Raw genomic sequence first — 21,459 nt, 5'->3', positions numbered from 1 at the left:
CGGGAAGCGGGACACGGCCTAGAAAAGCGTTGCCAGGGCGTCGGCCGAAGCGCTGCCGGGCTCCGGCTGGTAGACGATGATCGTCTGGTCCTCGGCTCCGGCGACGATGAGGGTCTGGCGCCGCAAGGTGAGGCGGCCGGCGTCGGGGTGGTCGAACCGCTTAGCCGAGACGGCGTGACCCTCATCCCCGGCCGGCCTGATCGATGAACGCGGTCAACGCGTCCACGACCGCGTCGGGCCGCTCGTCGGGGATGAAGTGGCCGGCATCGGGGATGACGACACCTGTCACGTTGTCCGCCCAGGGGCTGAGGGAAGCGGCCATGTCGGGGATCGAGCCATGGGAGCTGGAAATCCCCAGGACCGGGACGGTCAAATGCTGTCGTCCGAGAGCGTCAAGATTCTTACGCGCCGATTCCGCGGCGTCGCGGTAGTAGGCGAGAGACGCGCGAAGACCACCCTCGGCCGCGACAGCGGCGGCGTAATGGTCGATCTCGGCACTGTCGAACGTGTTCTGGGACAGTGCTTTGACCGTCAAGAACCAGTCGACGTAGGCACGCTCGCGACCATCGAGCAGCGTCTCCGGAAGCTCTGGCACCAGGTGGAACGCGAAGTGCCAGGTCTTCCAGGCCTGGTCGGGATCGGTGGGAATCGCGTCCGGGAGGGTGATTCCGGGAATCCCGGCGTCAAGCAGAGCGACACCGTGGAGGCGTTCTTCGTATTTCAGCGCCATCGAGAAGGCGACCCAGGCTCCGATGTCGTGGGCGACGAGCCAATATTCCGTCACGTTGAGCGCGTTCACCGCGGCGTGGACGCGCGAAGCGACGGTATGCGTGTCGTAGCTGTCGTGAGGACGATCGGAGTGGCCTTGTCCTGGCAGATCGATCGCGATCACGTGGAATCGCCCGGCAAGGCCCGGCATCGCTTTGCGCCAAGCCAACCAGGTCTGCGGGAATCCGGCGAGCAGGACGACGGTGGGGCCGTCCGGCTGACCGCCTTCCACGGCGTGAAGCCGGATGCCTTCCGCGTCGATCCAGCGGTGGGTGAATCCCGCGAGGTCGTGCAGCGGCAACCCGGGGATCGAGTTCTGGCCATCGGTCGTGTCTCAAGCCTAACTCATCTTGAACTGTATAGTTCAAGATGCGATGGGCAGGGCACGACGGCTTGGCTCGGGAACGAGGTGTGTGCGTGATGGCAGGCAAGAAGCAGTTCGATGTGGACGTCGCGCTCGACGCGGCGATGGTCCAGTTCTGGCGAGCCGGATACGCCGACACGTCTCTCGACGATCTCTCCAGTGCGACCGGATTGAACCGCAGTTCCATCTACTCTTCGCTCGGGGACAAGGACTCGCTTTACCTGCGCTGTCTGGACCGCTACGCGACGCGCTATGGGGAAAGGTACGACCGCGCGCTGTCAAAGGCGCCCGAGGATCTACCGCGGGCGATACGGGAGTTCTTCGACGTCACACTGAAGCGCATCGCCGACCCCGACCTGCCGGACGGCTGCCTGGTCGCCCAGACGGTGATGACGACACCGGTGCTGCGCCCTGACATCGCCGCGCGCGCTCTCGAAGCTCTGCACTCTCAGCAAGCGCGGCTGCGAACCGCCTTGCGCAGCGCGAAGTTGACTGTCGGCGACGCCGACAACTTCGCCGTTCACCTCGCGGCGGTCAACCAGTCGCTGGCCGTCATGAGCCGGGCCGGGGCGCGCCGGAAGCAGCTCCGCACGGTGATCGACATCAGCATGAGCGCTCTCTCGCAGGCGTTGCACGCCCGGAACTGAAACCGTCGACAAAGGTGACGTGCCCACCGCGCTCACGTGCTCAAAGCTCCACCCGCCACCCCAGCGAACAGGCACCCACAATCGCGACACTTGGCCATATCCCGCTGATAGTTGTCCACAAACGAGTGTCGAGCCGGTTCAAAGCTGCTTAATGTCGGTGTCAGGTTCGGAGGCTTCTTCTGCCGACCGATGGCGTACTCGACGGAAAGAGCACCATGTGTGATGTGATCGCCCGTGCCGTGAGCGAGGCTCAGGCACAGGATGGTTCCAGTCGCCGTCGTTTCCTCAAGGTCATGGGAGCGACCGCCGCGGGATCGCTGGCAGCGGGAACGGGAATCGCCACCGCGGCTCCCGATCGCACGGACGCCGGCGGCGAGGCAAGCCGGACCCGGCTTGTCCTTTTGGGAACCGCGGGCGGCCCGACAGTTCTCGACCACCGAAGGTCCGGGACGTCCACCGCCGTCGTCTATCAAGACCGCGTCTACGTCGTCGATCTGGGCATGGGTGCCTATCAACGTCTGGCGCAAGCCGGATTACCGCCAGGCGTCGACGAAGGCAACATGCTCGGCAACGTACGCGGGCTGTTCTTCACCCATCTCCACAGTGACCACGTCACGGACTGGCCCGCGCTGTACAGCACCGGCATGTCCAATTCGATCGGCCGCACCACACCGCCCATCGAGGTGTGGGGGCCGGGAGACCGGAGCACTCTGCCCCGTGTCTTCCCTCCCGGGAGGCCGCAACCACCGGTGGTGAATCCCGGCGATCCGACACCCGGCCTCGCCGGCATGACCGGTTACCTCCGCCAAGCCTTCGCGACGGACCTCAACGACCGCGCGCGGGACAGCGCACTTCCCGGGCCCGACAACCTGTTCCGGCTCCACGACATCGATCTGACCGGAATCTGGACGCCCGATCCGGACGGCAGGCCACCGCGACTCCCCGCCCCCATCCACATCTGGCAGGACGGCGACGTCAAGATCACGGCGACCCTCGTCGACCATCACCCCACGGCACCGGCTTTCGCCTACCGTTTCGACACTCCCGACGGGTCGATCGTCGTCTCAGGGGACACGACGGTCAGCGAGAACCTCATCGACCTCGCCCGCGACGCCGACTATCTCGTCCACGAGGTCATCGACGTGCAATTCGTCGAACGGATCGTCTCCGTCCTGCCACCCGAGACAGCCAAAGCGTTGCGCGAGCACCTGCTTTCGTCGCATACGACGATCGAGCAGGTCGGGGCCCAAGTCGCCGAACCCGCCGGCGCGAGAACCCTGGTGCTCACCCACCTCGTCCCGGCGAACAATCCCGTGACGCGGTGGAGGCAGGCGCAGCGGGGATATTCCGGCCGCCTCATCGTCGGCACCGATCTCCAAAGCCTGAACGTCCACCCGAACTGAACCACCGGCACCAGCACAAGGAGTCCCGTTGACGACCCAAGCCGCGCAAATCGTGTTGTTCGACGGGTTCGACCCGCTGGACGCGATCGCGCCGTTCGAAGTCCTGGCCGCCGGCAGCGACGAGGCCGGCCGAACACTGCACGTCGAGTTCGTCTCCGCGGAGGGCGCCCGCCGGGTCGTGTCGGGAACCCGCGGCATGGCCTTGGAAGCGACCGGCGCCCTCGACCCGGACAGGCCGGGCTACCTCGTCGTCCCGGGTGCCTCCGGGCCGGTGGACGGCGACCCCGACGACGAGGAAACGATCCCCGCCCTGCTGGGAAGGTTCGTCGAGAGCGCCGCCACGCCGCTGATCAAGCAGGCACTGGCCAATCCCGACGTGACCGTGGCGACCGTGTGCGGAGGCTCGCTCGCCTTGGCCATGGCCGGACTCATCGAAGGCCGCCACGCCGTGACCCATCCGCTCGGCATGGAAGCACTCGAAGCCACGGGTGTGCATGCCGTCCACGCGCGAATCGTCGACGACGGCGACCTGGTCTCCGCCGGCGGCGTGACATCAGGGCTGGATCTCGGCCTCTACCTGCTCGACCGCGAATACGGCTCACAGGTCGCTCACGCCATCGAACGACTCTTCGTCCACGAACGCCGCGGAACGCCCTGGCGCTCACCGTCCGCCGCACGAATCCGCTGAACCCACAACTTTCGGCACGGCAGCGAAAGCTGCGCCCCGTCGATCTCGGAATTCCGATCATCGCCAGTCCACAGCGAGGCCGGTCAGAGAGAGCCGGGTGTCTTGGCCGCCGTGCCGGTCAGCCCTCTCCTGACGTTCGTTGGGCCTGTTGGTCTCCTTTTGGGGTGTTCGACAGCCAGCACAAACCCAGTCCGGCGGACCAGTCGACTGCCTGGCAGTCGCGGACGACCCGCTCCACGGTGTCCTCGATGGATGACGTCCACGGCTCGAACCCCGTGTCGCCGATGTCTCCGACGACCATCAGGTCTTCGCGAAGCAGATAGTCGAGCACGGAGGTGAAGAATCCCGCGAAGCGGTCGCTGTCCCTGGGGACGACCTGAAAGGTGTTCCAGATCAGTGAATCGACCGGGACCCAATCGTCGAGTCCTTCCTCGATCGTCGGGGCCACGACCAGTTCGATCTCGCGCAATTCCCGCGCCCGCGGCTCATTCATCGACATGCACCTTCAACCTCTTGTCGTCCGACGTGGCGATGTCGATTGTTTCGCCACCCGTCTTCGACGTCTGGCGCCACTGGATGGTCGTGCCGTCCTGCAGCTTGAACACGTCGGGAATCTTGTCTCCTCGTGGTGGAAGCCTCTGCGCGCCTGCGGTCCAATGGTCGAACAGTGTCCGCAGGTCGGCGACTTTCGACACGGTTTTGACGCCGCTGTTCTTGCCCTGGGGCAGTGCGTCGAACGAAGAACGCCAACCTTTGGCGCCGTTCTTGGCCGCGAGTTCGATCCCGCGCGAGACCTTGGCCGCCCGTTCGACCGCGACAAGCTTCTTGAGGGCTCCGCCGGCCACCGGGACGGCGGCCATGCCATAGAGGGCGCGTTCGAAGCCGTCGAGTTCCTGCTGGGTGAACGCGTCCTTCCCCACGATGGCCTCGACGGCGCTCTTGATGCTGCCGACCCCGGGAATGAAGTCCGTCACCGCTGACAGGACCGCCGCGACGTCCGGATTGAGCGAGCCCGAACGAGTCGGGTGGCCGAAGGCTTCGTCGAAGTCGAACGTGATGCCCTTCAGCGACAACCCGCCCACCGGCATCCACGGCGTGGACTTGAACTTGTCCAGGGTCCGGTTCGCCTCGGCGAGGATCTTGTTCGCCGAGTCCAGATCACGCTTGGCTCCAGCGAAATCGCGATCGGCTTTGGCCATGCCGGCGCGGATCTGGACGGCGCTCTCGTTCAGCTGGGCCGCGGCCAGCGCGATACCGGCCGCGGTGGCTTCCAGGCCGCGGTTGTTGGCTTCCAGCGCGGCCACGTCGACGTGGATGTCCAGCTCCGGGAACGCTTTGACCTGCGCCATGGCGTCTTTGGCGATCGCGACCAGCGTGGGCAGCGACTTCACCACCACCGTCGTCGCGACCACCGTGTCGCGCAGCTGCTGCAGTGACTCGTCGAGCTGGGCGAGGGCCTGATCCACCTGATCAGGGTCTCCGGAGTCGATCGCCTTGCTGATCGTGTCCAGGGTCTGGGTGGCCTGCTCGAGCGCGTGCCCGGTGACCTGCCCGATGCCCTGGCGCAGGTGTCCGAGCACCAGGCCGCCCAGTTCGGTGCGGGCGAGCGACTTGCCCACGGCAAGCGCCGCCTTGGCCCGGTCGGCGGCCTTGCACACCGCCAGCTCCGGATGCCGGTCGCAGATGCCGGCGGCCTGGGCGGGAGCAGGTATCGCCAGAAGCATCGTGACGATCGCGGCGACGAGGCCGACGACGCCCCCTCGACGTGTGGCCCGAGCACGAAAACGCACCTGTCCCCCTTCGACTCCTGTTCAGCGGAGAGGAGCGTAAGACACAGCCACGGAATCCCCATGAGCAACAAAACAATTTGTGTCGGCAGACACAAAATGCGGCAAATCTCGTTTTGAAGGATGCTTGGATCCGATCTCGTTGTCGCGTCATCTACGTCGTCTTCTTGCGGGGCCTCGATGGCGCGGAGAGAGGGCAACACGAATTCCGTGGGCTTGCCGCATCCGCCAGGACCACGGGGATATCCCAGCCTGCCTTCAACAGCTCGGCGATCAGTTCCGGCAAACCGCTCCGCGGCGGCTGCGGCACTCACATTCCCGCCACGACCGTTGCCAGTTCATGGGCGAAGACGAAAGGTCGCTCGGACAATTTCCGCAAGCTCGGATTGAGGCAATCGCAGTGGTTGAGCAGTTTCCCGCTTGGCGCGACCTGGGGATGATCTTGCTGACCTGGTCACGAACATGCCCACGACCGTCGGCGTAGCGGGCGCCGGGATCGCGCTCCGCCGCCGACGTTCGCCGCTGTGCCAGGTTCAGGCAGGTCAAAGGCTATTTTGATGTTGAGCCGCCAAGGGGGCTCGAACCCCTGACCTTCTGTTTACAAGACAGATGCTCTACCAGCTGAGCTATAGCGGCCTCGCCCAGGGCAGCCCGGGCAAGGCCAGTATATCGGCGCCCGCTCAGCCGTTCGCAGGGCGCACCCAGGGTTCCCCGGCAACCGTCCGGAAGGCGTGCGCGAAGGTGACGGCGGTCGCCGGGTCGCGCCGGTCGGCGACGTAGTACCAGTTCATCTGGACGGCGTCCGGCGTCACTTCGAGGACGCCGGGGCCGTGCGAGTCGAGTTCCACGAAGCGCACGTGCGGGTTCAGCGCGCGGATCGCCGCCTCGACCTTGAGCGAGCCGGTCCGCGGCGGGACGCCGAGCTGCTCGTCGATGTTGTCCGAGGTGACCGACGGGCAGACGAACTCCACCGCGACGCTCGTCCCGTCGCGCGGCACGTCGTTCGCCCACGACGAGTGGACGTCGCCGGTCAGGAACACCGTGTTGCCCCGTCCTCGTGCGGCGATGGCGTCCAGTACCCGGCGGCGGTCGGCGGTGTAGCCGTCCCATTGGTCGGTGTTCACCGTGGTCGGCTGGCCGTCGAGCAGGTCGCCGAGCGCGAGCCGTTCGCGGGCGGGCAGCTGGGGGACCTTGAGCGGCGTGACCATCACGGAATTCCCGATCACCTGCCACGACGCCGTGCCGTGCGCGAGGCCTTCGAGGAACCACTGCCGCTGGTCGGCGCCGAGGATCGTGCCCGCCGGGTCTTCGGCGGAGCCGGGCGCGGGCTGCCGGGTCCGGTAGGTCCGCAGGTCCAGCATGGTGAGGTCGGCCAGTTTCCCGAACTTCAGCCGCCGGTACAGCCTGTCCCCGCGATGCCGCACCGGCATCCATTCGAAGTACGCCTGGTGCGCCGCCCGCATCCGATCGAGCCAGCTGCCCTCGGTCGCCGGATCGTGTGACGGCGACCCGCCGGACCAGGCGTTGTCGGCTGCCTCGTGGTCGTCCCAGGTGGCGATCATGGGATGGCGGGCATGAAGCCGCCGGAGGTGGTCGTCGGTTTTGTACATCGCGTGACGCTGCCGGTAGTCCGACAGTGTGATGAGCTCGTTGGGCGGCAAGGAGGGCCGAAGATCAGCGGCAGGGTTGGGATTCCCCTCGTAGAGGTAGTCACCCAGGTGAATGAAGGCGTCCAGATCGTCGCGACCGGCCAGGTAGCCGTAGGGGGCGAAGTGACCGACAGCCCAGTTCGCGCACGAGACCACGCCGAAGCGCAGCCGCGCGACGTCCTCCTCGTGGGCGGGCGCGGTGCGCGTCCGCCCGATCGGCGAGACCTTCCCGCGCGAGGTGAACCGGTAGAAGTACGCCGTCGAGGCGCACAGCCCGGCTGCCGTCACCTTCACCGCGTGGTCGCGTTCCGGCCCGGTCGCGGTGTGACCGCGAGCGACGACGTCCGCGAATCCGGCGTCCTTCGCCACCTCCCACCGGACGTCCACCGACGGCCCCTTGCCGGAGCCCGGAGCGGCATCGGCCGATGGGGTGACCCGGGTCCAGAGGAGCACCGAATCGGGCATCGGGTCGCCCGAAGCCACGCCATGCGCGAAAACCGGAGCCTCCGCCCCGGTAGATGCACCCGAAAGGGTGAATGTCGCCGCTGTGCCGACCGCGGTGACCCCGGCCGCGCGAAGCATCGAACGCCTGGTCAAAGAAGACCCCATGGCTTGCAGTGTGCCTCAGATCGACTTCGTCGCGATGATCTTGCTCAAACGTGGTGGACGCCACTTCGGGTTACCTGCAACGGTCGGGGCGCCGGCCCCGATGGTCCTCGGGAAAGTCCCGGCAAGCAGGCGACTAGAAGAGTGAGGAGGTGGATCGATCATGAAGATCAACGAGCGCACCAAGGGGGCCCAGCACGGCAAACGCGGTGTCGAGAAGAACCAGGACGAAACACCCGAACGTGGCGAATGGCTGCTGGAAGCGCCGCGCCAGCGTGACGGTGAGCGATCGACCCACCAGGCCCGCTCGCACCGGCCCAACCTGCTGCGCCGTCGCGCGTGGCAGATCCTCGAAGCCCCGACCGCCGAACAGCCGGTCGTCGAGGGCGGCGAGGCGATGGGCCCGAAGCCACCGGACGACTCGACGGTCAACTTCGTCCTCGACCTCGTCCTGCGCGTCGGCGAGGTCCAGATGTCGAGCGGCGCCGGCGCCTCCGACGTCACGGCGACGATCATCGCGCTGACCTCCGCGCTCGGCCTCCCGCACTGTGAGGTCGACGTGATCTTCACGTCGATCACGGTGACCTGCCACCGCGGCACCGACATGGCGCCCGTGACGGCACTCCGCGTGGTCCGCTCGCGCAGCCTCGACTACACGCGGCTCACCCAGACGGAGATGCTGGTCCGCAAGATGGTCCGCGGGAACATCGGCGCCGAAGAGGCACAGCAGGAACTCCAGCGGATCACGACCGCGCCGCACCCGTACCCCCGCTGGGTGGCCACGGCCGCCTGGGGCGGGTTGGCCGCGTTCATCACCCTGATCCTCGGTGGCAGCCTCGACGTCGCGCTGGTCGCGATGGTGATCAGCGCGGTCATCGACCGGCTCGGCCGGTTCCTCAACCGCTTCGCGCTGCCGTTCTTCTTCCAGCAGGTGATCGGCGGCCTGGTCGCGACCCTGTCCGCGATGGCGATAGTCAGCAGCGACCTGCTGACCACGAACAAACCGACACTGGTCGTCGCGGCGGCGGTGACCGTGCTGCTGTCGGGCCTTTCCACGGTGTCCGCCGTGCAGGACGCCATCACCGGCTATTACGTCACCGCCGCCGGGCGCACGATGGAAACCGCGTTGATGAGTGCCGGGCTGATCGCCGGCGTGGTACTCGCGCTGAAGATCGCACTGCTGCTCAAGATGCCGCTCACGCCGCTGCCCGAGGTGATCTCCTCGACGCCGCAACAACTTCCGATCATCGTCATCGGCAGCGTCGGCGCGTCCGCCTGCTTCGCGCTCGCCTCGTATTCGACGCTGCGCGCGATGATCGTCGCGGGAGCGGCGGGTGCCATCGGCGGCGCGGTGTACGGCGCGCTGATGCTGACCGATTTCGAGGCCGTCAGCTCGTCCGCGGCGGCCGCCACACTGGTCGGCTTCTGCGGCGGCGTGCTCGCCAGGCGGCTCAAAGTGACGCCGCTCGTCGTGGCTGTGTCAGGCATCACGCCACTGCTCCCGGGCCTGTCCACCTATCGTGGTCTATACCAATTAGGGGTGGAACAGGGCGGCAACATCTCCACGTTGATGACCGCGGTCGCGATCGGGCTTGCCCTGGCAGCGGGTGTGGTACTCGGCGAATACCTGGCGCAGCCGGTGCGCACGGGCCTCGGCAGGCTCGAACGCAAATTCGCCGGGCCGCGGATGGCGGGTCCCATGGAACCCGCCGAACGACGCTTGGAGTGATCGCGCGACGACCGGCCGTCGCGCGAGCGCGCGATAGGGTTCTTCCCTAGGGCAGCGACCCGCGATTTTGAGGGAGCGGCTGGTGGACGACGGCATTCTTGAATCAACTCCGGCGGAGACGGGCAGAGCGGCTTCCGCGGACTTCGTCGTGGTGGCGAACCGGCTCCCGGTGGACCTCGAACGGACCGCCGACGGGAGCAGGCGCTGGACGGCGAGTCCCGGAGGGCTGGTGTCGGCGCTCGAGCCGTTCCTGCGGTCCCGCAAGGGCGCCTGGGTCGGCTGGCCGGGCGTGCCCGACGTCGAGGTCGAGGAATTCGACGACGACGGCTTGGTGCTGCATCCGGTCTCCCTGACCTCGGACGACGTCCGCGACTACTACGAGGGCTTCTCGAACGCGACGCTGTGGCCGCTGTACCACGATGTGGTGGCCCGGCCGGTGTTCGACCGGAGCTGGTGGGAGTCCTACGTCCGGGTGAACCGGCGCTTCGCCGAGGCGAGTGCGAAGGTCGCCGCCGAGGGCGCGACCGTGTGGATCCAGGACTACCAGTTGCAGCTGGTCCCGGCGATGCTCCGCGAACTGCGGCCCGACCTCCGGATCGGCTTCTTCCTGCACATCCCGTTTCCCCCGGTCGAGTTGTTCATGCAGATGCCGTGGCGGACCGAAATCGTCCGCGGCCTGGTCGGCGCCGACCTCGTCGGCTTCCACCGACCGGGTGGCGCGCAGAACTTCCTCTGGCTGGCGCGGCAGCTGGCCGGTCTCGAATCCAGCCGGGGCGCGGTCGGTATCCGCACCCGACCCGGTCTGATGCAGGTCGGCGACCGCACGGTGCGGGTCGGCGCGTTCCCGATCTCCATCGACGCCATCGGCCTCGACAAACTCGCCAAGACCAAGGGCGTCGCCGAACGCGCCGCCCAGCTGCGGCGTGACCTCGGCAATCCGAAGAAGGTCCTGCTCGGCGTCGACAGGCTCGACTACACGAAGGGCATCGACCTGCGGCTGCAGGCGCTGCACGAGCTCCTGCACGAAGGCCGCGTCCGCCCGGAGGACGTCACGTTCGTCCAGCTGGCCACGCCGAGCCGCGAGCGCGTCGAGCACTACCAGCGGATGCGCGGCGACATCGAGCAGATGGTCGGGCGGATCAACGGCGAATTCGCCCGGGTGGGTCGCCCGGTCGTGCACTATCTGCACCAATCGGTCAACCGGACGGAACTGGCCGCGTTCTTTTCGGCGGCCGACGTCATGGTGGTCACTCCTTTGCGTGACGGGATGAACCTCGTCTGCAAGGAGTACGTCGCCTGCCGCCACGACCTCGGCGGCGCGCTCGTGCTGTCCGAGTTCGCCGGCGCCGCGGCGGAGCTGACCAGTGCTCTCCTGGTCAACCCGCATGACCTGGACGGGGTGAAGAACGCCTTGGAGACTGCCATTACGCTCGACCCCGCAGAGGGACGCCGCCGTATGCGCGCCATGCGTCGCCAAGTCCTCACGCACGACGTCGACCGCTGGGCGCGCTCGTTCCTCCAGGCGCTCGGCACCGAACCGGCCGACTGACTCTTCCCCCATACCCCGCATAGTCCCCGAGGAGAAATCGTTGACCGCCGAGGCACTGCCCGCCGAGCTGAGGCGCGCGATTGTCCAGGTCGCGCGCACGCCGCGGCTGCTGGTCGCCTGCGACTACGACGGCACCCTGGCTCCGATCACGGCCAATCCGGACGAAGCCCGGCCGCTGCCCGAATCGGTAGGCGCGCTCAGGTCGCTGGCCGGCCTGCACGAGACGACCACCGCGGTCATCTCCGGCCGCGCCTTGCGCGATCTCGCCACCCTGTCCCGTCTCCCGGCCGAGGTGAACCTGGTCGGCAGCCACGGGTCCGAGTTCGACATCGGCTTCATCCACGCGCTCGACGACAAGGCCCGCGAGCTGCACAGACGGCTTGAGGCCGAGCTGGAGAACCTGGTACTCGACGTGCCGGGCGTCTCGCTCGAGGTCAAGCCCGCGAGTATCGCGGTGCACGTCCGCCGTGCCGAGCACGAGGCAGGCCGCCGCGTGCTGCGCGATGTCCACAATGGACCTTCGCGGTGGGAGGGCGTGTCCACGACCGACGGCAAGGAGGTCGTCGAGCTGGCGGTCGTCCAGACGGACAAGGGCCGCGCGCTGGACACCCTGCGTCATCAGGTCGGCGCGACCGCGGCGGTCTTCGTCGGCGACGACGTCACCGACGAGAAGGCGTTCGCCCGGATCACCGGCCCGGACCTGGGCGTGAAGGTCGGCGACGGCGAAAGCCTCGCGCAGTACCGGGTTCCCGACACCGTCGACGTCGCGCTGGTACTCGCCTTCCTGCTCGAAGAGCGGCGGAACTGGCTCTACGGCGAGCAGGCCCCGCCGATCGAGCGGCTGTCGATGCTGGCCAACGAGCGTTCGGTCGCGCTGGTCACGCCGGACGCCCGGCTGACCTGGCTGTGCCACCCCGGCCCCGACGCGCCCGCGATCTTCGCGGATCTGCTCGGCGGTGCCGCCGCCGGCCACTTCTCGATCAAACCGCACCGCAACGGCCTTCCGCTCGGGCAGCGCTACCTGCCGAACACCATGACGGTCGAGACCCGCTGGTCGCGGCTGCTCGTCACCGACTACATCGAGCCGGAGAGCCCCGCGCACCGCACGGACCTCGTCCGGGTGATCTCGGGTGAGGCGGCGGCGGAGATCGTGTTCGCGCCGCGGCCCGAATTCGGCGGCGTGCCGGTGAAGCTGGTCGCGCAGGGCGACGGACTCCTGGTGCAGGGCACTTCCGAACCGTTCGCGCTGCGTTCGCCGGGTGTGGAGTGGGAGATCACCTCCGACGGTATGAACGACACCGCGACGGCGCTGGTGACCCCCAGCCTGGAGAAGCCGGTGGTGCTCGAACTGCGCTGCGGCACCACGGATCTCGGACCGCACGAACTGTCCGAAGTGGAGCGACGGGCCCGCGCGGGCGACTACTGGAGCACCTGGGCGCAGACGCTCAAGCTGCCCAGCGTGCAGACCGACCTGGTCGGCCGCTCGGCGCTGACGTTGCGCGGCCTGGTCAACACCGACACCGGCGGCGTGCTCGCGGCGGCGACGTCGTCGCTGCCGGAGGAGATCGGCGGCGTCCGCAACTGGGACTACCGCTACTGCTGGATCCGTGACGCGGCCATGACCGTGCGTGAGCTGGTCCACCTCGGCTCGACCGAAGAGGCGGAGGGCTACCTCCGCTGGCTGCACGGCGTGCTGTCCACTTTGGCCGGTCCGGAACGGCTGCACCCGCTCTACACCTTGGCGGGCAGCGTGATCGGCGCCGAGGCGGTCATCGAGTCGCTGCCCGGATACGCCGGTTCGCGACCGGTCCGCGTCGGCAACCTGGCGAACCACCAGGTGCAGCTGGACGTCTTCGGCCCGGTCGTCGAACTCGTGCAGACGCTGGCCGAGGCACGCGGCGAACTCCGCGACGAGGACTGGCAGATGGTGCGCGCGATGGCCGAGGCCGTCACGCGGCGCTGGAACGAGCCGGACCACGGCATCTGGGAGGAGCGGCACGTGCCGCGCCACCGGGTGTACTCGCGGGTGATGTGCTGGGTGACCATCGACAGGGCGATCAAGCTGGGCGAGGTCTACGGCCGCGAGGTGCCGGGCGCGTGGCCGTCGTTGCGTGACGAGATCGCGGCGGACGTGCTGGAGAAGGGCTGGAACGAAGAGGTCCAGGCCTTCACCACCGCCTACGACGGCACCGACCTCGACGCCGCGTCGCTGTTCGTCGGGCTGACCGGGTTGATCGACCCGGCCGACCCGCGGTTCCAGTCGACGGTGACCGCGATCGAGGCGGAGCTGCGCAGTGGGTCCACTGTGTACCGCTACCGCCGCGACGACGGTCTCCCCGGCGGCGAAGGCGGCTTCCACATCTGCGCGGCTTGGCTCATCGAGGCGTACCTGCTCACCGGGCGGCGCACGGAGGCCGAGGAACTGTTCACGCAGATCGTCGACGCCGCCGGCCCGACCGGCCTGCTGCCCGAGCAGTTCGATCCGATCGCGGAGCGCTCGCTGGGCAACCACCCCCAGGCGTACTCGCACATCGGGCTGATCCGCTGCGCGAACCTGCTTTCCCGCTAGGACGAAACCTGGTCGTGCGTGGTAAGTGTCGTTCTGGCCAAGGGTGTTTTGGATACCTACGGCGGAAGGGCAGCACTGGTCACGCCGGCTGCGCGTGAAGGCCCCCTTCCCTCGGCTGAGCCGAGGGAAGGGGGCCTTCACGCGCTCCCCAGTACATGAGTAGGCACCTAAGAGCGGGGTCGCTTCACGACCTGCAGCGGATCAGCCACCGGCGACGGACGGGATGATCTGGACCTCCTTCGCGTCGGCGAGCGAGGTCTTGGCGCCGTCGAGCCGACGGCACTCCTCACCGTCCACATAGAAGTTCACGTAGCGCCGCAGCGCACCGGTTTCGTTACGCAGACGGCGTTCCAGCGCGGGGAACTCGGCGCCCAGTGAGTCCAGTACGGCGCTGAGCGTCGGGGCGTCGACGTCGAAGCTCCCCGCCCCACCGGCGAGCGGCCGCAACATCGCGGGCAGCAGGACGCGGACCACCTAGACCACCTGGGCCCGCACGCACAGCACGTCCGGCAGATGCGCGGCCACCTGATGCCATGTGTCGCCCTCGTCCGGGCTGGCCCACACTTCACCGGACCGCGTGCCGAAGTAGATGCCCGCCTCTTGGTCGACGCACATCCCGTCCCGGAGCACGCCAGCGTAGAAACCCTTGTCCGGCAAGCCGTTTCCGAGCCCTGTCCAGGTCTCGCCCGCGTCGTCGCTGCGGTAGACCCGGCAGCGGCCGTCCGGCGGGAAGCGGAGGACGTCGGCCACCAAAGGGAAGTTGTAGATCGTGTCCGGTTTGGACGGATGGACGACCATGGCGAACCCGAAGTCGTTCGGCAGGCCGTCGGCGATGGACGTCCACGTCCTCGTGTCGTCGTCGCTTCGATAGACGCCGCCGTGGTTCTGCAGGAAGAACCGTTCCGGCCGGGCCGGATGCATCGCGACCTTGTGCACGCACTGGCCGAATTCGGGCTCCTCGTCCGGCAGGAAACCCGCGCTGATCCCGCGATTCGACGCCGTCCAGCTCTTGCCGCCGTCCTCGGTGCGGTAGACACCGCCTGTCGACATGGCGACGGTGACACGTTCCGGATCGGTGGGATGCGGCAGGATCGTGTGGATCATCTGGCCGCCGCCACCGGGAGTCCAGTGTGGACGGTGCTCGTGCTCCCACAGTCCCCGTACCAGTTCGAAGGTCTCGCCGCCGTCTTCGGACCGGAACAGGGCGGAGGGTTCGACACCCGCGTAGATGACGTCGCCGGCGATCACGATCTGCCAGATGCCTTCGAGCGCGGTGTCGGTGTCGGCGGGAAAGGCCACCGGGGCGTGCTCGGGTTCCGACCAGGTCTCACCGAAGTCGTCGGACGTCGCGATCGTCGGACCGAAATGCTCGTTGACCGCCGCGGCGTAGATCCGGGACGGCGTCAGGGCGAGCGCCCGGACGGCCTCCATCGGGAACTTCGGGGTGGAGAGTTCCCAGTTCTCCCTGTCCTCGCTTGTGGCGAGGAACAAACCTTTCCTGGTTCCGATCCCCAGCTGGAACTCCACGACGCCGTCCTCCTCGGTCGGTACTGTGACTCAGGTCACCCAGCACCGTACCCTCGGAAGCGCGTGACGGCCCCTTTCACTGCGTCTGGCGCCTGCGGGGTCCGTGAAGGCGTCGCGCCGGCTGCTGTCCAAGGGGTCGTGACACTCGCCTTCTCGGGAGAACGAGGCCACAGACGAACAGCCGGCGCGACGGGCTTGTGGTGGGGTCAGGTCCCGCTGATCAGGCGCAGGGCCAGATCGGGGCTGAACGTTCCGGCTTCGACGTTCGGCGCGATGCCGCATTTGCCGTCGGAGTCGCCGGGCACCTTGACCCAGAGCAGCATCTCGGCGCCGCCGCCGGTCTGCGAGGTCGCCCCGAGCTTGCGCCCGGCCGGGTTGCACCACTCCGAGCCGAGCGGGCCGTTGCCGTTGCGGCTCGTGTCGATGACGAACGGCTTGGTGTAGCCGTACTTGCTCGACAGCGCCGCGCTGACGGCCTTGCCGTAGTTCGCCGAGTCGGTGGTGGTCTTGTAGTTCGACACGTTGATCGCGAGACCGCGGATCGACTTCACGCCGACGGCGTTGAGCCGGTCGGCCATGGTGGCGGCGGGGATCCAGGTCGAGTTGCCGCCGTCCATGTAGGCCCAGGTGTTCGGGGCCTTCGCGGCGAACTGCTCCGCGGCGAACTTGAGCAGGTCGAGGCGGGTCTGGCGCTCGCCGGTCGGCAGGCAGTCCAGCTGCGCGAGGGCGTCCGGCTCGATGACGACGACCGCGGGCTTGCCGCCGATGCCGTCGGCGAAGTTCGAGATCCAGGTCCGGTACGCGTCCGGGCTGCCGGCGCCGCCGCCGGAATGACCGCCGCAGTCGCGGCCGGGGATGTTGTAGGCGACCAGGATCGGCAGCTTGTCCGCGACGTCGGCGGCGTAGGTGTAGCCGTCGACCGCGGTCTTGATGTTCCCGCTCCAGTTGCCGAACCAGCGCGCGCCCGCCTTGGTGGAGATGGCGGCCTTGATCTTGTCGGCGGTGCTGCCCGGGTGATCCCTCACCCAGACGGCGGGGTTGGAGTTCGGGTCGACGTAGAAGCCGTTGGTCTTCTCAAGGGGGTTGCCGTCGGCGGCCTGAGCCGGCGCGGCGATGAGGGCCAGCATCGTGGCGGCCAGCAGACCGAGCGTCTTGATGCGCATACCCGCCAGGATCCAGCCTTCCCGTACAAGATTCGTACAACCCCACCCATTCAGCCCTCTGGTCGCGACATCGCGCGTGCAAGTTACGCGACCAGAGGACTGAATGCGTCCGGGGATCAGGCCGAGTAGCCCTTCGGCGGGATCAGGGTGGCGAGCTGGTTGAAGGTGAGCCAGTAGATCTGGTTACCGCCGAAGTTGGCCGGGTCGGCGATCTTCACGGTCATGTTGTCGGCGTTGTAGCCGATGACCGTGAAGTAGTGGTAGATCGTGTAGTTCGGGTAGCCCGGCGGGTGGTTGTTCGCCGGGGCGACGATGTTCGCGACGATCGCGTAGCCGTTGTTGACGTCCAGCACGATGTCGCGCCACAGGAGGTCACGCTGCGCCTGGGTCGGCGGATCGTTCGGCATCTCCTTGGTCTCGTACCAGCCGCCCCCGATGTGGTTGTTGAGGACGCGGGTGACCTGTCCGATCCAGTCGGTGCCGTTGGTGCTGGTCGGCAGCTCGTTCGCGAGCTGCTGCTGGCTCGGCGGGTTGCCGTTCTTCGCCGAGATCGCGATCCGGGTGGCCGCCGGGCCGCACCAGTAGCCGGTCTCCTGGATCTGATACTGGATGTTGAGCTCCGCGGCCGCCCTGACGCCTTCGACCTTGGCGGGCGCGGGCATCGATTTCACGAAGTCGGGCGCGGGCACGACATGGTCTGCTTGAGCGACGGCCACCGCCGGGGCGGTGATCAGTGCGGACGCCGCGAGCGCGGTGACGACCGCGGTCCTGAGTCGACGCATGGTAATCCTTCCCCAGTTCCGATACTCGTTGGTGAATATCGAATAGACCGATATTCGCGTTCTTCACGGCTTTTGTCTTGACCTCCACCTGGGCTTTCACCGTTCGGCCCACGACGAAAGTAGGGTCGGATGAACGCTCGAGGGGACATCGGGCAAGAGGGATCGTGCAGGTGATGAACAAAGATCTCGGCCAGCCCGGTTCACGGGGGCCGGACCGGCCGGATCTCGGCGGTCCCGACCCCGCGCCCGTCTTCGGCATGCTCTTCGACGCCCACGCGGCCCCGCTGCAGCGTTATCTCGCGCGCCGCGTCGGCACCGATACCGCGCACGACCTCGTCGCCGAGACGTTCCTGGTGGCGCTCCGGCGGCGGGAGACGTACCGCCCCGAGGCCGGGACGGCGCGGGCGTGGCTCTACGGCATCGCGACGAACCTGCTCCGGCACCATGTCCGCACCGAGACCCGCGCGCTCAACGCGACGGCGCGGCTCGCGGCCGCCGACCAGGTGGTCTCGGCCGGGCACGACGGCCGCGTCGCCGAGCGGGTCGACGCGCAGCTCCGCGCGGCCCAGCTGGCGGGCGCACTGGCCGAACTGAGTGTGGCCGACCGTGACACCCTGCTGCTGGTCTCCTGGGCGGGACTGGAACCGGGCGAAGTCGCCGAGGCGCTGGGAATTCCGCCCGGAACGGTCCGGTCCCGGCTGCACCGGATCCGAAGATGGTTGCGCGCCAACGCGCCGGAGCTGAAGTCGGAGTCCACAGAGGACAAGGCAAGTGGAGAAGAGGTGCGCGAAAGTGGACGACGGTAGCGTCAGGAAGGTGTGGTCCGAGGCCGAGCTCGACGAGGCGCTGGCCGATCTCCACGCCGAACCCGAAGTCCGGCACGACGAACTGTCCGGCGCCAGGGCCGCGCTCCTGCGCGCCGCAGGCGAGGCCGAGGCCGAACTCGTCCCGGTGGCGGTGTCCCCGGCAAAAAAACGGCCGGGCTCGTGGCGATGGATCGCAGCCGCGGCCGCGGCGGCACTGGTGTCCGGCGGGGGGATCGTGGCGACGAACGCCTTCACCGGCGGCGACGGCCCGGACCCCGCGGCCCACTCGATCACCGCCCCGGGCGATGACGTGCTCGACGCCCTCCGCGGCGACGACTTCCCCCTTCGCGTGAACCAGTACCGGCTCCTCACGGAGTCCACTTGGACGACGCACGTCACCGAATCCGGGCTGGTGTACCAGACCCACGAGATCCTTGAACGCTGGCTTTCGCCGCATACCTTGAACCTCGCCAAGAAACGGGTCACCACGACCGGCGAGATCCGCTGGATCAAGGGCGACTACGAGTCGGCGCAGAGACTGGGAGAGGCGCTGCCGGGCCCGTCGACTTCGATCGGCGTGGACGAGATCCCGGCGCCGACCACCACGACCTCACAGGCGCCCCCGACGACGACGACCGGGCCACCGCCGCCCAACCCGTCCAAGGCGCACCTGCGACCCGAAAGCGGGTGGACGAACCCCACCGTGGAGTTCCTCGCGGACCTGCCCACCGACCCGGCGAAGATGGCCGAGCGGCTCGTCCGGGACAGCACCCGCCGGGACGACCGGACGCCGGAGCGGCTGGACGCGGCACACGAGATGTTCCGGATGGCCTTCACCGTCCTCCGCTCCTCCCAGGGCTTCGGCGCCCAGCGGGTGGCGCTGTGCAAGGCGCTCGCGCGTATGCCGGGCATCGCCACGGAGAGCACGGTCACCGACGGACGGCCCGCGTTGTCCTTCTCGGTCCTGTCGCCGGACCAGACCCGCACCTTCATCGTCGACATGGCGACGGCGGCCGTCGTCCGCAACCGTGCCGTCCGGGCCCGCACCGACAAGGACTGGCCGGGGCTGACCTTGTTCGACACGACGCTCTCGGTCGTGATCACCGACGCGGGCGGCCCGCCGGGCGGTCCTTAGCGGGCGTGTTTGGCGGCGTTGAGCGCACTTCCGACGTCGGCCACTTCGAGTACCCGGATCCCCGGCGGGATCTTGCCGGAGTCCGGCGGCACCAGCGCGTAGGTGTAGCCGAGCCGGGCGGCTTCCGCGAGCCGCCGCGTGACGCTCGGCACCCGCCGGACCTCACCGGAGAGCCCGACCTCACCCATCGCGACGAGTTTGGGCGAGAGCGGGGTGTCCCGCGCCGACGAGATCAGCGCGAGCACCACCGCCAGGTCGATCCCCGGCTCGGTGATCTTCATGCCGCCGACCGTCGCGACATAGACGTCCTTGTCGCCGACCTTGATGTTGGCCCGCTTCTCGACCACGGCCAGCACCATCGCGACCCGCGCCGAATCGAGGCCGCTCACCGCGCGCCGGGGCTGCGGTGACTGGGTCGCCGACACGAGCGCCTGCACCTCCCCCAGCAGTGGCCGCTTGCCCTCCATGGTGACCGTGACGGCGGTGCCCGCGACCGGCTCGGCGGTGTGGCTCAGGAACAGCCCGGACGGGTCGGGCACGCCCACGATGCCCTCTTCGACCAGTTCGAAACAGCCGATCTCGTCGGCGGCGCCGAAGCGGTTCTTGATCCCGCGCAGCATCCGCAGCGTCGAATGTTTGTCGCCCTCGAACTGCAGGACGACGTCGACCAGATGCTCCAGCACCCGTGGCCCGGCGACCGAGCCGTCCTTCGTCACGTGACCGACCAGCACGATCGGCAGCCCGCGCTCCTTGGCCAGCGCGACCAGTCCGGAGGTGACCGCCCGGACCTGCGTGACCCCGCCCGGCGAGCCCTCCACCTGGGGCGACGCCATGGTCTGGACCGAGTCGACGATCAGGACGCCGGGTTTGACGGCGTCGACGTGGCCGAGGATGGCGGAAAGATCACTCTCGGCGGCGAGGAACATCTCGTCGTGGACGTTGCCGGTGCGCTCGGCCCGCAACCGGACCTGCCCCGCCGACTCCTCACCGGTGACATACAGCGCGCGGCCGGCGGTGGCCGCCCATTGGTAGGCGACCTCCAACAGGAGAGTTGACTTGCCGACACCGGGCTCTCCGGCGAGCAGGATGACCGCGCCCGGCACGAATCCGCCACCGAGCACCCGGTCCAGTTCGGAGACGCCGGTGGGTTTGGCGCGGGCCGTCTCGACGTCGACCTCGCCGATCGGGCGCGCCGGAGCACTGGGCGCCCCCGCCGCGACCCTGGCTATCGCGGGACGGGCGGCACCACGTTCCTCGATCGTTCCCCATGCCTGGCATTCCGGGCAGCGCCCGACCCACTTCGGCGCCTCGTACCCGCATTCACCGCAGCGGTAGGTGCTGCCTTTCTTGACCACCCCGCGAGGCTATCGGCCACCACCGACAAACCCCGGCACCGACGGGCTGAAGGGGCCCTTCACCGCATCTGACGCAGCGAAAGGGCCCTTCACCGCGTCAGATGCGGCGAAGGGCCCTTTCGGCTCAGCTTTGGAGGACTAGTGCCCGCCGCCCTCGGCCTTGGGCTTCTCCGGCGCGGGCGCGCGGCTGCCCGGGTGCGACGGCGCCGCGACCGGGAGTTCCAGCGTGATCGAACCGGAGTTCTTGAAGACGAAGGTGACCTTGATGGTCTGGCCGGCCCACACCGGCTGCTTCAGGCCCTGCAGCACGACCGTGGCCTTGCCCACCTGGTCCGGCGTGTTGGACGGCTCCGGGCCGACCGACGGCGTGACCGTTCCGGCGGCGCTCGACGGTGCGCCCGAGGAAGAGGGGGCTCCTGAGGAGGACGGGGCACCCGAGGACGGGGGCGCCGAGGAGGGGGCGCTCGTCGGAGCGGCCTCCGTGGTCGACTCGACCGCGTCGGACGGGCCGATCACGAGCGCGTGGCTCGAGACGATGGCCTTGGCCCCCGAGATCTTGGCGTCACCGGTGGCGATGTCGGAGGTGACCGAGACGAGCTCGTCGTCCTGCTTGCCCTGGTTGACGATGGTCAGCGTCAGCGGCGCGGCGGCTCCGGCCGGGTACGCCTGGCCTTCCTCCGGGAACTGGAGCGCGGCGTTCCGCAGCACCAGGTCCTTCGCCTGCCCGTACGTCCCGTTGACCGCGGGCTGCTGCGAGTCGGTCTGGGTGATCTGACCAGCACCGCAGCCGGCGAGCACGAGCGCGGCGCCGAGCGCCAGCACACCTGCGCCGAACACGCGACGATTCTGCAGCCTCACGTCGGAGTCCTTCCATCTCACGGCCTCTTCACCGCGAAGACTAGCCGGGCGACTTCCGGGGCGGAGAACCCGGT

Annotated in this window: 19 protein-coding genes and 1 tRNA gene; 8 read left to right on the top strand and 12 right to left on the bottom strand. The window is 68.4% G+C overall.

From position 1 onward, the window contains the following. Positions 1 to 18 precede the first annotated feature (18 nt). Both ACZ5ZX_RS13360 and ACZ5ZX_RS13355 read right to left on the bottom strand, forming a co-directional pair. Complete coding sequence (locus ACZ5ZX_RS13360; RefSeq protein WP_465502721.1) at positions 19 to 201, bottom strand: MmyB family transcriptional regulator; 183 nt, start codon at positions 199 to 201, stop codon at positions 19 to 21. After that, positions 182 to 1,069: an alpha/beta fold hydrolase gene (locus ACZ5ZX_RS13355; RefSeq protein WP_465502261.1), complete on the bottom strand. Its 888-nt coding sequence runs from the start codon at positions 1,067 to 1,069 to the stop codon at positions 182 to 184. Before ACZ5ZX_RS13355 ends, ACZ5ZX_RS13360 begins: the two co-directional genes overlap by 20 nt. 119 nt (positions 1,070 to 1,188) lie before the next feature. On the opposite strand from ACZ5ZX_RS13355, the gene ACZ5ZX_RS13350 reads away from it, so the two are divergent. The 3 genes from ACZ5ZX_RS13350 (at position 1,189) to ACZ5ZX_RS13340 (ending at position 3,870) form a co-directional block, all read left to right on the top strand. Continuing rightward, the gene (locus tag ACZ5ZX_RS13350; protein ID WP_465502260.1) at positions 1,189 to 1,779 is read left to right on the top strand and encodes a TetR/AcrR family transcriptional regulator; all 591 of its coding nucleotides are present in this window, start codon (positions 1,189 to 1,191) and stop codon (positions 1,777 to 1,779) included. Between the two features lie 293 nt (positions 1,780 to 2,072). After that, positions 2,073 to 3,182, top strand: a complete 1,110-nt coding sequence (locus tag ACZ5ZX_RS13345) for an MBL fold metallo-hydrolase (RefSeq protein WP_465502259.1) — start codon at positions 2,073 to 2,075, stop codon at positions 3,180 to 3,182. 28 nt (positions 3,183 to 3,210) lie between these two features. Further along, positions 3,211 to 3,870: a DJ-1/PfpI family protein gene (locus ACZ5ZX_RS13340; RefSeq protein ID WP_465502258.1), complete on the top strand. Its 660-nt coding sequence runs from the start codon at positions 3,211 to 3,213 to the stop codon at positions 3,868 to 3,870. A gap of 118 nt (positions 3,871 to 3,988) precedes the next feature. On the opposite strand, the gene ACZ5ZX_RS13335 is transcribed toward ACZ5ZX_RS13340, so the two are convergent. The 4 genes from ACZ5ZX_RS13335 to ACZ5ZX_RS13320 all read right to left on the bottom strand — a co-directional run bounded on the left by ACZ5ZX_RS13335 (position 3,989) and on the right by ACZ5ZX_RS13320 (position 7,915). Further along, a complete protein-coding gene (locus ACZ5ZX_RS13335) occupies positions 3,989 to 4,363 on the bottom strand; it encodes a hypothetical protein (protein ID WP_465502257.1) in 375 nt (124 codons plus the stop codon). Then, positions 4,356 to 5,660: a pre-toxin TG domain-containing protein gene (locus tag ACZ5ZX_RS13330; RefSeq protein WP_465502256.1), complete on the bottom strand. Its 1,305-nt coding sequence runs from the start codon at positions 5,658 to 5,660 to the stop codon at positions 4,356 to 4,358. The genes ACZ5ZX_RS13335 and ACZ5ZX_RS13330 overlap by 8 nt, the downstream gene beginning before the upstream one ends. 560 nt (positions 5,661 to 6,220) lie before the next feature. Next, positions 6,221 to 6,293, bottom strand: a tRNA-Thr gene (locus tag ACZ5ZX_RS13325). Positions 6,294 to 6,337: 44 nt separating this feature from the next. Further along, a complete protein-coding gene (locus ACZ5ZX_RS13320) occupies positions 6,338 to 7,915 on the bottom strand; it encodes an alkaline phosphatase D family protein (RefSeq protein WP_465502255.1) in 1,578 nt (525 codons plus the stop codon). Between the two features lie 160 nt (positions 7,916 to 8,075). Here ACZ5ZX_RS13320 and ACZ5ZX_RS13315 point away from each other — a divergent pair, with 160 nt between their 5' ends. From ACZ5ZX_RS13315 to otsB, 3 genes are all read left to right on the top strand, one after another. Next, the gene (locus tag ACZ5ZX_RS13315; protein WP_465502254.1) at positions 8,076 to 9,641 is read left to right on the top strand and encodes a threonine/serine exporter family protein; all 1,566 of its coding nucleotides are present in this window, start codon (positions 8,076 to 8,078) and stop codon (positions 9,639 to 9,641) included. Between the two features lie 82 nt (positions 9,642 to 9,723). Further along, positions 9,724 to 11,190 carry an alpha,alpha-trehalose-phosphate synthase (UDP-forming) gene (locus tag ACZ5ZX_RS13310; protein WP_465502253.1) on the top strand — a complete coding sequence of 489 codons (1,467 nt, stop codon included), beginning with the start codon at positions 9,724 to 9,726 and terminating at the stop codon, positions 11,188 to 11,190. 40 nt (positions 11,191 to 11,230) lie between these two features. After that, entirely contained in the window at positions 11,231 to 13,759 is a 2,529-nt protein-coding gene (otsB, locus tag ACZ5ZX_RS13305; protein ID WP_465502252.1) for a trehalose-phosphatase, read from the top strand. 201 nt (positions 13,760 to 13,960) lie between these two features. On the opposite strand, the gene ACZ5ZX_RS13300 is transcribed toward otsB, so the two are convergent. The 4 genes from ACZ5ZX_RS13300 to ACZ5ZX_RS13285 form a co-directional block, all read right to left on the bottom strand. Beyond that, positions 13,961 to 14,233 (bottom strand): MoaD/ThiS family protein, encoded by a 273-nt coding sequence (locus tag ACZ5ZX_RS13300; RefSeq protein ID WP_465502251.1) that lies wholly within the window; start codon positions 14,231 to 14,233, stop codon positions 13,961 to 13,963. After that, on the bottom strand, positions 14,234 to 15,286 hold the full coding sequence (locus tag ACZ5ZX_RS13295) for a WD40/YVTN/BNR-like repeat-containing protein (RefSeq protein WP_465502250.1): 1,053 nt from the start codon (positions 15,284 to 15,286) through the stop codon (positions 14,234 to 14,236). A gap of 206 nt (positions 15,287 to 15,492) precedes the next feature. After that, complete coding sequence (locus ACZ5ZX_RS13290; protein WP_465502249.1) at positions 15,493 to 16,449, bottom strand: glycoside hydrolase family 6 protein; 957 nt, start codon at positions 16,447 to 16,449, stop codon at positions 15,493 to 15,495. 116 nt (positions 16,450 to 16,565) lie between these two features. Further along, positions 16,566 to 17,231 carry a C39 family peptidase gene (locus tag ACZ5ZX_RS13285; RefSeq protein WP_465502248.1) on the bottom strand — a complete coding sequence of 222 codons (666 nt, stop codon included), beginning with the start codon at positions 17,229 to 17,231 and terminating at the stop codon, positions 16,566 to 16,568. A 164-nt stretch (positions 17,232 to 17,395) separates the two neighbouring features. On the opposite strand from ACZ5ZX_RS13285, the gene ACZ5ZX_RS13280 reads away from it, so the two are divergent. Both ACZ5ZX_RS13280 and ACZ5ZX_RS13275 read left to right on the top strand, forming a co-directional pair. Then, complete coding sequence (locus ACZ5ZX_RS13280; protein ID WP_037318227.1) at positions 17,396 to 18,037, top strand: RNA polymerase sigma factor; 642 nt, start codon at positions 17,396 to 17,398, stop codon at positions 18,035 to 18,037. Beyond that, positions 18,024 to 19,172 carry a CU044_5270 family protein gene (locus ACZ5ZX_RS13275; RefSeq protein WP_465502247.1) on the top strand — a complete coding sequence of 383 codons (1,149 nt, stop codon included), beginning with the start codon at positions 18,024 to 18,026 and terminating at the stop codon, positions 19,170 to 19,172. Before ACZ5ZX_RS13280 ends, ACZ5ZX_RS13275 begins: the two co-directional genes overlap by 14 nt. On the opposite strand, the gene radA is transcribed toward ACZ5ZX_RS13275, so the two are convergent. Together radA and ACZ5ZX_RS13265 are read right to left on the bottom strand one after the other, a co-directional pair. Continuing rightward, the gene (radA, locus tag ACZ5ZX_RS13270; protein ID WP_061989270.1) at positions 19,169 to 20,527 is read right to left on the bottom strand and encodes a DNA repair protein RadA; all 1,359 of its coding nucleotides are present in this window, start codon (positions 20,525 to 20,527) and stop codon (positions 19,169 to 19,171) included. The two genes, ACZ5ZX_RS13275 and radA, sit on opposite strands and share 4 nt — an antisense overlap. Before the next feature lie 138 nt (positions 20,528 to 20,665). Continuing rightward, positions 20,666 to 21,385, bottom strand: coding sequence for a copper chaperone PCu(A)C domain-containing protein (locus ACZ5ZX_RS13265; protein WP_465502246.1), 720 nt, complete (start codon positions 21,383 to 21,385; stop codon positions 20,666 to 20,668). Positions 21,386 to 21,459: the final 74 nt, after the last annotated feature.

The organism is Amycolatopsis sp. NPDC033938, assembly GCF_055575975.1.
Note: the sequence above shows the minus strand (reverse complement) of the source record. Positions and strands in the feature narration are given on the sequence as shown.

Coding starts and splice junctions, on each gene's coding strand:
- ACZ5ZX_RS13350 (WP_465502260.1), top strand. CDS start 1,189: ATGGCAGGCAAGAAGCAGTTCGATGTGGACGTCGCGCTCGACGCGGCG.
- ACZ5ZX_RS13345 (WP_465502259.1), top strand. CDS start 2,073: ATGGGAGCGACCGCCGCGGGATCGCTGGCAGCGGGAACGGGAATCGCC.
- ACZ5ZX_RS13335 (WP_465502257.1), bottom strand. CDS start 4,363: ATGAATGAGCCGCGGGCGCGGGAATTGCGCGAGATCGAACTGGTCGTG.
- ACZ5ZX_RS13320 (WP_465502255.1), bottom strand. CDS start 7,915: ATGGGGTCTTCTTTGACCAGGCGTTCGATGCTTCGCGCGGCCGGGGTC.
- ACZ5ZX_RS13315 (WP_465502254.1), top strand. CDS start 8,076: ATGAAGATCAACGAGCGCACCAAGGGGGCCCAGCACGGCAAACGCGGT.
- ACZ5ZX_RS13290 (WP_465502249.1), bottom strand. CDS start 16,449: ATGCGCATCAAGACGCTCGGTCTGCTGGCCGCCACGATGCTGGCCCTC.
- ACZ5ZX_RS13285 (WP_465502248.1), bottom strand. CDS start 17,231: ATGCGTCGACTCAGGACCGCGGTCGTCACCGCGCTCGCGGCGTCCGCA.